Source organism: Kluyvera ascorbata ATCC 33433 (assembly GCF_000735365.1).
Classification (GTDB): Bacteria; Pseudomonadota; Gammaproteobacteria; order Enterobacterales; family Enterobacteriaceae; genus Kluyvera; species Kluyvera ascorbata.
In genome coordinates this window covers 1-14,101 of sequence record NZ_JMPL01000114.1, presented here as the reverse complement: position 1 = coordinate 14,101, position 14,101 = coordinate 1, and the positions used below count along the sequence as shown (strand labels likewise).

The 14,101-nt window shown below is 51.2% G+C and carries 14 protein-coding genes, 1 tRNA gene and 3 pseudogenes; 12 read left to right on the top strand and 6 right to left on the bottom strand.

Annotated features, from left to right (window positions below; genetic code table 11):
- The 5 genes and pseudogenes from GKAS_RS19425 to yfjT form a co-directional block, all read left to right on the top strand.
- Nucleotides 1-475, top strand: a 475-nt coding sequence (locus tag GKAS_RS19425) for a DUF932 domain-containing protein (RefSeq protein WP_035896578.1), incomplete at its 5' end; no start/stop codon positions are given.
- 216 nt (nucleotides 476-691) lie between these two features.
- Complete coding sequence (locus tag GKAS_RS19420) at nucleotides 692-1,393, top strand: DeoR family transcriptional regulator (protein ID WP_003847795.1); 702 nt, start codon at nucleotides 692-694, stop codon at nucleotides 1,391-1,393.
- 40 nt (nucleotides 1,394-1,433) lie between these two features.
- A complete protein-coding gene (ypjK, locus tag GKAS_RS19415) occupies nucleotides 1,434-1,679 on the top strand; it encodes a protein YpjK (protein ID WP_003029614.1) in 246 nt (81 codons plus the stop codon).
- Complete coding sequence (locus tag GKAS_RS19410) at nucleotides 1,669-2,109, top strand: YfjS/YafY family lipoprotein (protein WP_003029616.1); 441 nt, start codon at nucleotides 1,669-1,671, stop codon at nucleotides 2,107-2,109. Before ypjK ends, GKAS_RS19410 begins: the two co-directional genes overlap by 11 nt.
- Nucleotides 2,110-2,132: 23 nt before the next feature.
- Nucleotides 2,133-2,602 (top strand): annotated as a pseudogene (yfjT, locus tag GKAS_RS19405) (protein YfjT).
- A gap of 812 nt (nucleotides 2,603-3,414) precedes the next feature.
- On the opposite strand, the pseudogene GKAS_RS25485 reads toward yfjT, so the two are convergent.
- The 3 genes and pseudogenes from GKAS_RS25485 to GKAS_RS19390 all read right to left on the bottom strand — a co-directional run.
- Nucleotides 3,415-3,558, bottom strand: a pseudogene (locus GKAS_RS25485) (oxidoreductase); the annotation flags it as partial.
- 275 nt (nucleotides 3,559-3,833) lie between these two features.
- The gene (locus GKAS_RS19395) at nucleotides 3,834-5,111 is read right to left on the bottom strand and encodes a DUF2254 domain-containing protein (protein ID WP_003036928.1); all 1,278 of its coding nucleotides are present in this window, start codon (nucleotides 5,109-5,111) and stop codon (nucleotides 3,834-3,836) included.
- A gap of 64 nt (nucleotides 5,112-5,175) precedes the next feature.
- On the bottom strand, nucleotides 5,176-7,173 hold the full coding sequence (locus tag GKAS_RS19390) for a BCCT family transporter (RefSeq protein WP_032939120.1): 1,998 nt from the start codon (nucleotides 7,171-7,173) through the stop codon (nucleotides 5,176-5,178).
- A gap of 503 nt (nucleotides 7,174-7,676) precedes the next feature.
- Between GKAS_RS19390 and GKAS_RS25480 the strand changes: the two are divergent.
- The 6 genes and pseudogenes from GKAS_RS25480 to ykfI form a co-directional block, all read left to right on the top strand.
- Nucleotides 7,677-7,769 (top strand): annotated as a pseudogene (locus tag GKAS_RS25480) (DUF905 family protein); the annotation flags it as partial.
- A 112-nt stretch (nucleotides 7,770-7,881) separates the two neighbouring features.
- A complete protein-coding gene (locus GKAS_RS19385; RefSeq protein ID WP_003031344.1) occupies nucleotides 7,882-8,343 on the top strand; it encodes an antirestriction protein in 462 nt (153 codons plus the stop codon).
- A 15-nt stretch (nucleotides 8,344-8,358) separates the two neighbouring features.
- On the top strand, nucleotides 8,359-8,835 hold the full coding sequence (locus GKAS_RS19380) for a JAB domain-containing protein (protein ID WP_003031345.1): 477 nt from the start codon (nucleotides 8,359-8,361) through the stop codon (nucleotides 8,833-8,835).
- Between the two features lie 8 nt (nucleotides 8,836-8,843).
- Nucleotides 8,844-9,065, top strand: coding sequence for a DUF987 domain-containing protein (locus GKAS_RS19375; RefSeq protein ID WP_003031346.1), 222 nt, complete (start codon nucleotides 8,844-8,846; stop codon nucleotides 9,063-9,065).
- A gap of 17 nt (nucleotides 9,066-9,082) precedes the next feature.
- Nucleotides 9,083-9,400 carry a type IV toxin-antitoxin system YeeU family antitoxin gene (locus GKAS_RS19370; protein WP_003031347.1) on the top strand — a complete coding sequence of 106 codons (318 nt, stop codon included), beginning with the start codon at nucleotides 9,083-9,085 and terminating at the stop codon, nucleotides 9,398-9,400.
- Nucleotides 9,401-9,420: 20 nt separating this feature from the next.
- Nucleotides 9,421-9,762: a type IV toxin-antitoxin system toxin YkfI gene (gene ykfI, locus GKAS_RS19365; RefSeq protein ID WP_003031349.1), complete on the top strand. Its 342-nt coding sequence runs from the start codon at nucleotides 9,421-9,423 to the stop codon at nucleotides 9,760-9,762.
- 389 nt (nucleotides 9,763-10,151) lie between these two features.
- On the opposite strand, the gene GKAS_RS19360 is transcribed toward ykfI, so the two are convergent.
- From GKAS_RS19360 to proB, 3 genes are all read right to left on the bottom strand, one after another.
- A tRNA-Thr gene (locus tag GKAS_RS19360) sits at nucleotides 10,152-10,227 on the bottom strand.
- A 113-nt stretch (nucleotides 10,228-10,340) separates the two neighbouring features.
- A complete protein-coding gene (gene proA, locus GKAS_RS19355) occupies nucleotides 10,341-11,591 on the bottom strand; it encodes a glutamate-5-semialdehyde dehydrogenase (RefSeq protein ID WP_035896574.1) in 1,251 nt (416 codons plus the stop codon).
- Between the two features lie 10 nt (nucleotides 11,592-11,601).
- Nucleotides 11,602-12,705: a glutamate 5-kinase gene (gene proB / locus GKAS_RS19350; RefSeq protein WP_035896573.1), complete on the bottom strand. Its 1,104-nt coding sequence runs from the start codon at nucleotides 12,703-12,705 to the stop codon at nucleotides 11,602-11,604.
- A gap of 286 nt (nucleotides 12,706-12,991) precedes the next feature.
- On the opposite strand from proB, the gene phoE reads away from it, so the two are divergent.
- Nucleotides 12,992-14,080 (top strand): phosphoporin PhoE, encoded by a 1,089-nt coding sequence (gene phoE / locus GKAS_RS19345; RefSeq protein WP_035896572.1) that lies wholly within the window; start codon nucleotides 12,992-12,994, stop codon nucleotides 14,078-14,080.
- Nucleotides 14,081-14,101 lie beyond the last annotated feature (21 nt).

Here is a 14,101-nt window from a genome sequence, read left to right as displayed (position 1 = left end):
GCCGGGCCTGTTCAGGGCTGTGTGCCAAAACGGTCTTGTCTGCGGCGAATCCTTTGGCGAGGTACGGGTGCCGCACAAGGGGGATGTGGTGAGCCAGGTGATTGAGGGAGCGTATGAAGTGCTGGGGATTTTTGATCGCGTGGAAGAAAAGCGGGATGCCATGCAGTCGTTGCTGTTACCACCACCTGCGCAGCAGGCACTGGCAAAAGCCGCGCTGACGTATCGCTTTGGTGAGGACCACCAGCCGGTTACTGAATCGCAGATACTCTCCCCGCGCCGCTGGCAGGACGAAAGCAACGACCTGTGGACTACCTGGCAGCGTATTCAGGAGAACCTGATTAAAGGTGGGCTCAGTGGCCGTAATGCCAAAGGCGGACGGTCGCATACCCGTGCTGTGCGTGGCATTGACGGGGACGTGAAGCTTAACCGGGCACTGTGGGTGATGGCGGAAACGCTGCTCACGCAGCTGCAGTAGCTGCTTGATGTTACCGCGTTGTTAATATCGGACACCACCTGTCCGCATCGCTATGTGCTCGTGTGCCTCAATCCTCCGGTTATAGCCTTTAACCCCCATTACATCTGGCTTTTGCAGAAATAAAAAATAGTTTCTGCGTTGTCCATACCCTGTCCGCCCCCCTCTTTAAAGTAATCACATCATTTTCAGTCAGTTAACTTTCCTGGAGAACCTCTCATGACACAGGCAGAACGCCGCCATGACCGGCTGGCTGTCAGGCTGTCACTGATAATCAGCCGTCTGGTGGCGGGTGAAACGTTGAGTGTGCGCAAACTGGCCGCTGAGTTTGGTGTGTCGGTGCGCACGCTGCGGCGTGATTTTCGTGAGCGGCTGATGTATCTGGACCTGGAGTATCAATCCGGATACTGCCGCTTACGCACTGCTGGCAGCGAGATGCAGATGGTGCCCGACGTGCTTATCTTTGCCCACCGCAGCGGGCTGGCCGGGCTTTTTCCCGGCCTTGACCGCCGTCTGGTGAATGCTCTGCTGATGTGCGATGAGTCTCCCTGCATGATAGCACCAGCCAATCCGGTGCCTTCGCCTTCAGGAGCATTGTCTTTCTGGAGACTGATTCAGGCCATTACCGGGCGCAGGCGGGTGACGCTGATTGCGGAGGGGCGACGCTGTGAGCGCCTGGCTCCCTGCCGGTTACTCATCCACCAGCAGACCTGGTATCTGGTGGCTGAACACGAAGGGCATATCGCCTTATTCACACTTGATGAAATCCATCTGATTCAGCCTTTGCAGGAGACTTTTCGCCGGAATGACAGTCTGTGCCGCCTGACTGAAGACCCGGTCTTCATTCAGGCCTTACCCCATTTTCGCTTTATCCAGCATTCACTGCTTACGTTTGTTCCGGCTGACAGCCCACCGGAATAGCGCAGGCGTTGTTATCAACCCGGCAACAGGGAGGAGCCCAGTGCCTGTTATTGCCATTATCGCCATTGTTATCATCGTCATCATTCTGAACAAAACTGGAGTGTCCGACAGCCTCACGGCCCTGACACTTGCAACCGTTGCCGCACTACTGACGGGAGGTGGCGCAGCCGGTGCTGCCAGTGTCGCGCTGACGCCGTTCGTCGGCGTGCCGGTGGGTATTTTCGTGGGGATTTATGTCTTTACCAAAGTGGTTCGTCTGATTTCAGGAAAAAATAATGAAACGTAAAACACTACCTCTACTGGCGCTGGTTGCCTCCACTCTGTTTCTGAGCGCTTGCGATGACAGGAGTGATGACCTGAAAGCTATCAGTAAATTTAAGGACCTCACGCCTCCGCGCTTCAGCGATGTGGTGAGCCGTCAGGATGATGTCAGGGAAGAGTGGTCGCAGATTGCTCTTTCTGGTCCCACTATGCAGGTCTTACGTACCCGTCAGTCGCCCGATGGCTGCGAGGGTGGCTGTTACTACTACCTCGTGGATATGGAGGAGAAAACCGTGCAGCCGCTGATGAATGCGCTGTGTATTGCCGACAACATCAGCCTGGAATACCACGAGAAAACGGACCCGCGCACCCGGGAGCGTTTCCTTGAATATTCCCATGACGGCAAACTGATGGGACGGCTGCTGATACCCTCAAATCCTGATAACCGGGAATAAATACAAAGACAAAGGAGACAGAAATGAAAATAAATTCTTTAAGTCGGCTCATGCTCGCTGGCGTGCTGCTTGTCAGCTTCAATGCCTCTGCGGTTTCGGGACTCTGGCAACAGGGGTACGGTCAGGGCAATGCGGAATACAGTGTGACGGATAGCAGCGGAAAGATGTTTACCATCAACTGCACGGAAAATCCGGACCAGAACGGTATTTACCAGCAATCGGTTTTTCTGACCCTCGCAGGGGATAAAACGATCAGCTCGCATGATGACAGTACCGACATCACAGTGGTGATGGGCCCCATAAGCAATACGCCATTCCCTCAACCCTTGGCTGGCGTAACGGGGATAATGCCTGGTTTAGTTTCATCATGGATATCCGTAAGGCCAGGCAGTTCGACGTCTACGTCAATGACCGCAAAGCGGGGACCTTCAGCGTTGACCTGACGAACGCTACGAAGGCACTGCCAACATTAGCAGACTGCACTAACGAGTGACAGTTGTGCTTTCCATCCATAACAACATACCTGACTGCCAGGAGCAGTCAGGGTTTATTTTTTTCATTTTTTATTTCCACCGATTAGTCCAGGCACTTCCGAATAATGAGCGCAGTGGCCAGTTTTAGTTGACTATATAGCAATGATAAAATAATCACGTGTTATGTTGAGATTGTTTATTTAGCGGTTGAGAGAAACTATGGATAAAATTTGTGATAAGTGTGCACACATGATGAGTGCATGTACTTGTGGAACTTGTGAGAACTGTGACGAGAAAGAGTCGGACTGTACCTGCAAAAAATGTAGCCAGTGCAATAACCTTGAGGACTTCTGCTCTTGCAGAATTTGTGAAGAATGTAGTGAAAAAGAAGCAGAGTGCTGCTGTTGAAATGTTAACAATACTGGCTGCAGGAGCTACCTGCCTGCAGCTTCGATTGCCGACGTACCCCGATCCCAGTTGGTTAGCGTATTTCGATTCTTGCAATAATCGCTGGACTCATAGCACGAAGCCGACATACTTACTGGATTGAAGGTCCGCTGTGAGCGAAAAGCGGACGCCCGCATAGCGTAAACAGGCGTCTGATATTTTGATATGGATTGATGACTTAACCCCTTCCCCGCTTCGTCAATGACTTTCTCGTCATTATCTTTGGTAAATGATCCTTTTGCCTTTCCGGTAGAATACTCAGCATTATTTCTGAAGAGCGGCAAAGACGAGTGCCTTGCCATGAGTTCACCATAATTTCATCTGCGCCCGTGCGGCGAACCAGATCCCTGAGCCCGTCACGGACGACCTCCGGTTTGCCCCATACGGATTCACGCAGCTGATAATATTTTGCGGTCAGTTCATCAGCGGTATCACTAGTCATTGCCCGTGAGCGGGTCATGGGGGCCATAACGACGCGGTTTACCAGGTCAGTATCACCGGTCTGAAACGGGGTAAATAATTTTTCCATTTTTATCTCCTTTGCTGGAGGAAATATGATGGTCTCAGCTACGGAATAAAAAAACAGTAGTCTGTTCCGAACTGAGTAGACATAATTTCTACATTTAGTGTTCTCCTGGTATTAAACCGAAATATTTGATTGTAGGCGATGTCTTACGTAGAGATAAAGCCTGCTGCAAAAGTGATGAAGACTCAGTATGTTCTCTTCTAATACAAAGCAGACGCCCATTCTCATGCAGACGCTTTGTTCTTGTCTCGCTAGCAACCAAATCGCTTGCTCCACAACTATGATTGCTTATTAGCGTTTTCATCAAAAAACAAATCAAAATAAATTGATTTTATGAATTCTCTATCGGAGTCTATATGGTCAGCGCGATTTGCATGCTCTAATGTTTCAATTGCCAGAGTGTGCGCGGCATCAGCAAACATCTCAGGCCAACCCGTACTCAGCATAGATAGCCCTTTGAGCACTCTTATCTGAATCTCTCTCATACTGGCACCATCGCGTGCGACAGGTGAGAAAAAGTCTTCCAGGAGATCGTTGTTCTGAAGTGGCGCAACGTGTACTGAAGGATAGGTCACTTCAATTTCATGAGACTTATTCTGCGCGTAAGCAGAAAGTATACGAACACCTCTGCCAATGACATCGATTGCGGTTCCAGGATCGTTCACTGCGGGTGAAAGGGCTCTGCAGGCTATTTCGGCCATGACGCTAAGACAAAATCGGGGATCCTGAGCAAATGAACGCACATCCGAGACAATGATCGTCTCAAGTAAATCGGCGCAGATTGATGACTCCTGGCCCTGACTCAGGTACAAAGCTGGCATGGACGGATGAATGAAACTGCCTGGTTGCGCCACAAGGTATACATGACGAGGATCATTGGCCAGCAGCTTGCTGAGTTTCTCCATATCAATATATTCAACATAGCCAATCTTCTTCGGATAAACTGCAACCGTTCCTTTCGGCTGTTCATAGCTCTCAAGCCATGGATATCCGCCGAGACAGGGATTTCTGGCTCTCGCAATAAATGTTTCGATGGCAGCCTGTTCTACTTTTGCTGTTGTCTCACCGACCCTCCCCAGAGAGGTCAAATGCTGTATCCAACGAAGCAATGTGATGAGGATGAGGGCAATGACAACGAGTGTGACAATGAATAAAATGACTCTTCCCCTTTCTCCGTAGGCTCCCATATTGAGGGCAATAATTCCTACCAGACTGAAGAGAAAGGAACCAATGAAGGTGGCCAGTACATTTTGTGTGGTTACGTCTTCCACAACTAAACGCGTTGCTCTGGGAGTAACATTAGTAGTGGCTGAACCGTAGGCTGTGACCATGATACTCAGCGAAAATGTGGTCACTGCCAGCATACTCGATGCCAGTATGTTCAGAATGTTATCAACTGCTTCCGCACCAACCTTCACTGAAACCGACTCAGGAATCATTGATTTAAAAAGAATAGATAAAAGAGCCGTTATTATCGCGACAATTGCGAATAACGTAGCTCTGAACCAGAGTTTCTTAAATGTTTGCTTCAGAATCCATTGCCAGCGTGAAATCATTCTGCATTCCCTCGTATTGCGGTCGGGATAAATAATTGCCGCCCCCTAGGACGGCATTTTGCTATCAACGAACCAGGTGCAGGAAGTGCAGGTGTTTTTCGTACTGGTCCAGTATGTCATTAATCAACTGTTCCTGATTCCAGCCCATCACATCATAATTTTGACCGCCTTCTTTGAGATAAACCTCAGCGCGATAATATCGATGTTGGTCAGTCTGCTGCTCATCATTATCCATTGCGGCGAGCGCGAAGGTGGGTGAGCTATACCCGCGAAGCCTCACTTCATATATAAAATTCAGCTCGTTGCCCAAATCCACTTCAAGACGAATACGATCGTCGGCTGCGTCACTAATGTGGCTTATCGTCCCCTGCTTGTTCAGTTCTTCCTGAACCAGCGTCATGGCAGGCTGGATAATGTCGTCCATAAAACGTTTCACAAGAGATCGTTTCGGCAGATACGCGATATTGCGTAACCTTCTCTGCCAGGGAATTGGGTTACGTGCAGCCGTAGGAGCAATAGTCGCCATGCTCAGGCTTTCACGCTTAGTCAAATCTCGACGCAGGGCTTTTAACAGCCCGTATATGGATATCAGCAAGATCACGGAGAAGGGTAATGCACTTGCTATTGTCACCGTTTGCAGCGCGCTCAGCCCTCCCGCAAGGAGAAGCGCAATTGCAACAACTCCCATGAGCGATGCCCAGAAGATTCGCTGCCAGACGGGTGTGTTTGCCACCCCACCTGATGCCAGAGTATCTACAACCATTGCCCCCGAGTCAGCAGATGTGACAAAGAAGACGATGACCATAGCCATTGCAATAAATGACAGCACGGAGGAGAACGGGAAATGCTCCAGGAAATTGAACAAGGCCAGCGAGACATCCTGTTGGACGGTATTGGCGAGATCGGTCGCCCCCTGGTTCATAATGAGATAGATTGCGCTGTTACCAAACACCGTCATCCACATGAGCGTAAAGCCGGCCGGAACAAACAGCACGCCGGTGACAAATTCGCGAATGGTTCGGCCGCGTGAGACCCGTGCGATAAACATCCCCACAAATGGCGACCATGAAAGCCACCATCCCCAGTACAGTAATGTCCAGCCCCCCAGCCAGTTGCTCGACTTAGGTTCATATGCGTAAAGATTGAACGTTTTACTCACCAGTTCCGAAAGATAACCGCCGGTATTTTCCACAAATGACTTCAGCAGAAGCACAGTTGGCCCCAGACACAGGACCAGCGCCAGGAGCAACAACGCGAGGCCCAAATTGAGCTCAGACAGGATACGTATTCCCTTGTCTAGGCCGGTCACCACAGAAATCGTCGCTAACCCCGTGATGGCCACGATCAGAATGACCTGCACCGTTTCATTAATGGGCACCCCGAATAGGTGGTTCAAACCGGCATTCACCTGCAAAACACCGTAACCCAGCGATGTTGCAACGCCAAAGACCGTACCTATAACGGCAAAAATATCAACCGCATGGCCTATAGGTCCGTATATGCGATCGCCAATAATGGGATAGAGTGCAGAACGCAGCGTTAAAGGTAGACCGTGGCGGTAACTGAAAAAGGCCAGAATCAGCGCTACAATGGCATAGATTGCCCAGGCATGCAGACCCCAGTGGAAGAAGGTCAGCCGCATTGCTTCCTTCGCTGCCGCAACAGTCTCTGGGGCGCCAACGGGAGGTGAGAGATAATGCATCACCGGTTCAGCAACGCCAAAGAACATCAGGCCGATCCCCATCCCTGCCGAAAAAAGCATCGCAAACCAGGAGTGATAGCTGAAATCAGGTTGCGCATGGTCCGGACCCAGCTTGATATCACCGTAGCGTGAGAGTCCCAGAAACGTGACACTCAATAAAATCAGGGCCACAGCAAGGATGTAGAACCAGCTTGCATTCGTGAAGATTTGTTGCTGAAGTAGTTTGAAATTTTTGTCAGCAACATCCGGGAATGCAGCGGCAAAAGCGACAAGAAGAAAAATTAACAAAGCAGATGTAAAGAATACAGCTTTGTTAATCTGGCTGTGACACTTCTTTGGGATTGTTTCATTTTCACTCATAATCATTTATTCCATTGATTTAAATCCGTATTGGATAATGCTTACCACCTCTTACAGAGTAGCAAAATTCAACTGACTATGCGGCGTGAATCGAGCACATGGTGTGATGAGTGCCGATACAAATCATCCTATAATCGAAGGAGTTCTTTGTTAATCAGCCTGCCACTTCTTGGGTATTTAATTTGCATATTCTGTACCAGAGCTGGGATATACGTTAAGTGAAGTATATTAGACACGAATTACCAGCTTCTGCTTTTGGCACAAAACGGCCTATCAGCATTATAAAAATATTCAGATATATATCATTCCTCTGAACATACACAACTAACGGCAGAATCTCACGATTCTGCCGCTTTTTTATTATTTTTCAGGGGGGGAGTAATGAATAATTCTGAAGGTTTGAAGTCGTTTCACTAATCGCTTTATGACCTACCGTAGTGGGTATCGGCTGATTGCGCAGCAGGGCCATTAGTTCCTGCCAGTATCACCGGCGTTAACATTGAAGACGACTAGGGCAGGCATGGAACTTTGAACCGGATGCCGGTGAAGGTCTTAACCGCTATACCCGCAAGCCAGGCATCTGTACGGACGTATCCATCTGCTGGCTCCGCATGATTTACCAGCAACATTTAATCTTCCCGAACACTCATTATTACCGCATACGCCAGCCGTCGCCGCTGGCGTTTTTTTATTGACGGAGACATACCCATGACAACAGCGACAAAAAACAACCTCGCATCTGCTGCTAACGAATCCGAATTTGAACTGACCGTAACGCAGATACCCGACGAACAGCGTATCTGCTTCTGGCCGCAGTACTTTGGCTCTATCCCACAATGGATAACGCTGGAACCCCGCATTTTCGCCTGGATGGACCGCTTCTGTGACGAGTACAACAGTGGTATCTGGTCCTTTTACACGCTCAGCAATGGCGGCGCGTTTATGGCCCCTGATGCTGACGTTGACGATAAATGGCATCTGTTCAACGGTATGAACGGCAATGGCGCGGACATGAGTGCTGAAGCCGCAGGCATTGCTGTCTGCCTGATTGAATACAGCCATCACGCCTGCCGTACAGAGTGTGACGCAATGACCGCGCACTATTACCGCCTGCGGGACTATGCCCTGCAGCATTCTGAAGCCCACGCCATTTTGCGTATCATTGACTGACCGGAGGAGCAACGAATGAAACAGCTTTCCTTTTTACCCGGCGAGATAACGCCACAGGACCGGCGTCTCATTCAGCGGGCGCTCAGGGCTCTGGAGCGGCACCTGCATGAGCCTGGGGTAGCCTTCACCTCCACTCATGCCGTCCGGGAGTGGTTGCGGCTGCATATGGCCGCGCTTGAACGGGAAGAGTTCCGGGTGCTGTATCTGAACCAGCAGAACCAGTTGATTGCCCACGAAACCCTGTTTGCCGGTTCTATTAGCAGTACCGAGGTACATCCCCGCGAGGTGGTCAAGCGCGCTCTGTACTTCAACGCGGCAGCGGTAATACTGGCGCATAACCATCCTTCCGGCGAGACGACGCCCAGCCAGGCTGACAAAGCCCTCACGCAGCGACTGGTTCAGGTACTTCAACTGGTGGATATCCGTGTCCCTGACCATCTGATTGTCGGCGGCAGGCAAATCTATTCGTTCGCAGAACACGGTCTGCTGTGAGGTATTACATGAAAATTATCAGTAAACGCCGGGCAATGACGATATACCGCCAGCATCCTGAGTCCCGAATCTTTCGTTTCTGCACCGGCAAATACCAGTGGCACGGTAGCGTCTGCCATTACACCGGCAGGGACGTTCCGGATATCACAGGAGTCCTGGCGGTATACGCCGAACGCCGCCAGGACCGCGAGGGGCCTTATGCCTGCCTGATGAGCATCACCCTGAACTGACAATAAAGAGGTTATCAATGAGCAAAATCACATGGGGTCTGCAGCGTGATATCACGCCACGTCTGGGAGCCCGTCTGGTGCAGGAAGGCAACCGACTGCATTATCTGGCTGACCGGGCCAGCATGACCGGCAAGTTCAGTGACATCGAATACCGGAAGCTGGATGAAACATTCCCGCACTTTATCCGCCAGATGGAATCGATGCTGACCACTGGTGAACTCAGCACCCACCATGCCCACTGCGTTACCCTGTACCACAACGATTTAACCTGCGAAGCCGACACCCTTGGCAGTTGCGGCTACGTATACATCGCCATTTACCCCACTCAGCGTTAATTACCTTCACGAGAGCAAACATGAAAACTTTACCTGCAACAACTCAGCGGGCGGTGAAGCCCTGCCTGTCACCCGTGGCTGTCTGGCAAATGTTACTGACACGTCTGCTGGAACAGCACTATGGTCTGACAATAAACGACACGCCATTCTGCAATGAGGCTGTGATTAAGGAACACATCGATGCCGGTATCACCCTAGCCGATGCCGTGAATTTTCTGGTAGAAAAATACGAGCTGGTTCGTATAGACAGGAAGGGATTTAGCTGGCAGGAACAATCTCCTTATCTCCGGGCTGTAGACATTCTGCGAGCGCGGCAGGCAACTGGCTTGTTGCGGCAAAGCCGTAACAACGTAGTACGATGAACATTGCGTACAACCTTCCCGATTTACATTTCTGAACTTCCTCCCTTGTTTACCTATTGCGTAATGCGCCTGCTACTACCCGGCGGGCGCGTTATCTTTTTACGGACAAACAATCATGCAACCAGAAGTTGAAGTATTAACCGATCATAATGAGCTAATTTGTTCGAGCTTTATTGAACACATTGCCAACACATTAAATTTAGGAGTGGTGTAGACATGGACAACTAAACCTGCAGCCACGGATGTATAGTGAGCGAAGCCCTATCAGGCCTTTTTGGTCAGTAGATAAGATTGATCTTCGTTGATAGAATTTACTTACACCAGCTGTTACATGAAAATAATTTTTTGGTGGGAGAATGATAAGATCTTACGTAAGAATTTGATTTTAATGGTGCCGATAATAGGAGTCGAACCTACGACCTTCGCATTACGAATGCGCTGCTCTACCAACTGAGCTATATCGGCCCTGCAAGACGTGTTCACGAACGTGAATCACGGGACGAAAGGTTAAAACTAACCGGGCGATGCGTCAATAGTCAGGTTAATCAACCGCCTATTTTTGCATCGCCCGCTATCAATTACGCACGAATGGTATCATCGCCGAAGCCGATCCACTTGTAGGTGGTCAATGCTTCAAGGCCCATTGGGCCACGTGCGTGGAGTTTCTGCGTGCTCACCGCCACTTCTGCGCCCAGGCCGAACTGGCCGCCGTCGGTGAAGCGGGTGGAGGCGTTGACGTACACAGCTGAGGAGTCCACTTCGTTGATGAAACGGTTGGCGTTGCTCAGGGTGCGGGTCAGGATCGCATCGGAGTGCTGGGTACCGTGTTGACGGATATGCGCGATGGCGCGGTCAATATCCGGCACCAGCACCACGTTGAGATGCAGCGACAGGTACTCGTTATCAAGCTCTTCTGCCTGCAGCGGTACCAGATTCGCCGGGCCTTGCAGCTCGCGCATCACGGTATCGTCGCCGTGCAGCGTAATACCGCTTTCGGCCATCTGCTGGCTCAGCGCTGGCAGGAAGCGGTCGGCGATGGACTGGTTCACCAGCAGCGTTTCCACGCTATTACAGGCGCTCGGGCGCTGAGCTTTCGCATTGACGATAATCTTCAGCGCCGCTTCAATCTCTGCGCTGTCATCGATATAGATATGACAAACGCCGATACCGCCGGTGATAACCGGAATCGTCGACTGCTCACGGCACAGCTTGTGCAGGCCAGCACCGCCGCGAGGGATCAGCATGTCGATATACTTATCCATGCGCAGCATCTCGCTCACCAGCGCGCGATCCGGGTTGTCGATGGCCTGAACGGCGGCTTCTGGCAGGCCGCACTCTTTCAGCGCACGTTGGATAACGCCAACGGTAGCGGCGTTGGTGCGATACGTCTCTTTACCACCGCGCAGAATGGCGGCATTGCCGGTTTTCAGGCACAGCGCCGCCACGTCAACGGTAACGTTCGGGCGAGCTTCATAAATCACGCCAATCACGCCCAGCGGGACACGGCGGCGTTCGATGCGCAGGCCGCTGTCGAGCAGCCCACCGTCAATCACCTGCCCTACCGGGTCGGCCAGCACGCAGACCTGGCGGACGTCGTTGGCAATCGCCGTAAGGCGGGCTGGCGTCAGCGCCAGGCGATCGAGCATGGCTTCGCTCAGGCCGTTTTCGCGCGCCTGGGCTAAATCTTCGGCGTTCGCCACAAGAATCTCTTCACTTTGAGATTCCAGATGATCGGCAATAGTTTCCAGAACCCGGTTTTTCTCACGGCAGGATAACTGCGCCAGCGTATAGGAGGCCTGCCTGGCGGCAATGCCCATTTGTTCCAGCATGTTGAACTCCTTAGCGGGTAATCATGTCGTCGCGATGCACGGCAACCGGGCCATACTCGTAGCCGAGAATGGCGTCAATTTCCTGCGAGTGGTGCCCGGCGATAAGGCGCAGCGCATCGCTGTTGTAACGGCTTACGCCGTGAGCGATGTCGCGGCCTGCAAGGCTACGGATACGGATTACTTCACCACGAGAGAAGTTGCCTGTCACGTTTTTAATGCCTTTTGGAAGTAATGAACTTCCGCGCTCCAGAATGGCGGCCGTCGCACCTTCATCCACAATCAGTTCACCGGCTGGCGGTGCGCCGAAAATCCAGCGTTTGCGGTTTTCCAGCGGGGTATCCTGGGCGTGGAAACGGGTACCGACGGAGACATTCGCCATCACGTCGCCAATCACGCCTGGCAGGCTGCCTGCGGCAATAATGGTGTCGATACCGGCGCGGCAGGCAACGTCTGCGGCCTGCAGTTTGGTGCCCATGCCGCCCGTGCCCAGACCAGACACGCTATCACCGGCCACGGCACGCAGTTCGTCGTCAATGCCGTAGACGTCTTTAATCAGCTCGGCGTCCGGGTTACTGCGCGGGTCGGCCGTGAACAGCCCTTGCTGATCGGTCAGCAGCAGCAGTTTATCGGCACCGGCCAGAATCGCCGCCAGCGCGGAAAGGTTGTCGTTATCGCCCACCTTAATCTCGGCAGTGGCGACCGCGTCGTTTTCGTTAATCACCGGAACGATGTTGTTATCGAGCAGCGCGCGCATGGTGTCACGAGCGTTGAGGAAGCGTTCACGGTCTTCCATATCGGCGCGCGTCAACAGCATCTGACCGACGTGGATACCATAAATGGAGAACAGCTGTTCCCAGAGCTGAATTAAGCGGCTCTGACCTACAGCCGCCAGCAGTTGTTTAGAAGCAATAGTCGCGGGCAGTTCAGGGTAACCCAGATGCTCACGCCCGGCGGCAATTGCTCCTGACGTTACGATGACAATTCGATGCCCAGCCGCGTGGAGCTGAGCGCACTGGCGAACCAGTTCGACAATATGCGCGCGATTCAGGCGGCGCGATCCGCCCGTTAAAACACTGGTGCCCAGTTTGACCACCAGCGTCTGACTATCACTCATGATTCTCTGCCGTTAAAAATAGGAAATATAAAACCAGACAAACGTTGTAACAGGAGTCAGGCCGCTTGCCAACAGGCAGCGCAGAAAGCGAGGGGTTTTGTTGCGCGGGATCAGGCAGGCTAGAGGAGAATATTGACATTTTTATGACAGAAAAACTTTATCATACTTTTTTATATTTAATCTGACATTGTCATAAATTTTTAACACGGGAGGGATAAAAACGTTCCTGTTTTTTCACAGTGGTCTTTCACAGCAATTTTAGAACATAAAAAACCGGGATTGAGAAATGCAAAAAACTACGCTGGCATTAACGATGATGGGTATTATTGCGTCTTCTTCAGCTATGGCCGCAGAAGTTTATAACAAAGACAGTAATAAGCTGGATGTTTACGGCAAAGTAAGAGCAATGCACTACATGAGCGATGATTCCAGCTCCGATGGTGATAAAACATACGTTCGTTTCGGCATTAAAGGCGAAACCAAAATTAACGACCAGCTGACCGGGTACGGTCGCTGGGAATCTGAGTTTGCTGGTAATAAAGAAGAAAGCAGCAGCTCCTCTACACAGAAAACCCGTCTGGCATTTGCCGGTCTGAAATTAAAAGACTTCGGTTCTTTTGACTACGGTCGTAACCTGGGTGCGCTGTACGATGTTGAAGCCTGGACTGATATGTTCCCGGAATTCGGCGGTGACTCCACCGGCAAAACCGATAACTTTATGACCAAGCGCTCCAGCGGCCTGGCGACCTATCGCAACACCGACTTCTTTGGCGTTATCGACGGTTTGGATTTAACCCTTCAATATCAGGGTAAAAACGACCGCGCCTACGATACCGCTAACGGTGACGGCTTCGGTACCTCGCTTTCTTATGACTTCGGCGGCAGCGATTTCGCTATCAGCGCGGCGTACACCAACTCTGACCGTACCAACGTCCAGCAGGCAAAATCGCTGGCCAACGGTGGTAAAAACGCAGAGTCCTGGGGCACCGGCCTGAAATATGATGCCAACAATATCTATCTGGCAATGGTTTATACCGAAACCCGTAACATGACCCCAATTAAAGGTCTGGTTGCCGCGGATCAGGGCTTTGCAAATAAAGCGCAGAACTTCGAAGCCGTTGCACAATATCAGTTCGATTTCGGTCTGCGTCCATCCCTGGGCTACGTGCAGATGAAAGGTAAAGACCTGGACAACGGGATCGGCGATCAGGATCTGATGAAGTATGTTGATCTGGGTACGACCTACTATTTCAACAAAAATATGTCCGCGTTTGTTGATTATAAAATCAACCTGATTGACGAAACGGCGGTCACTAAACGTCTGGCGATTATGACCGACAACGTTGTTGCTGTTGGTATGACCTACCAGTTCTAAGACGAGAAATAATAACGCCAG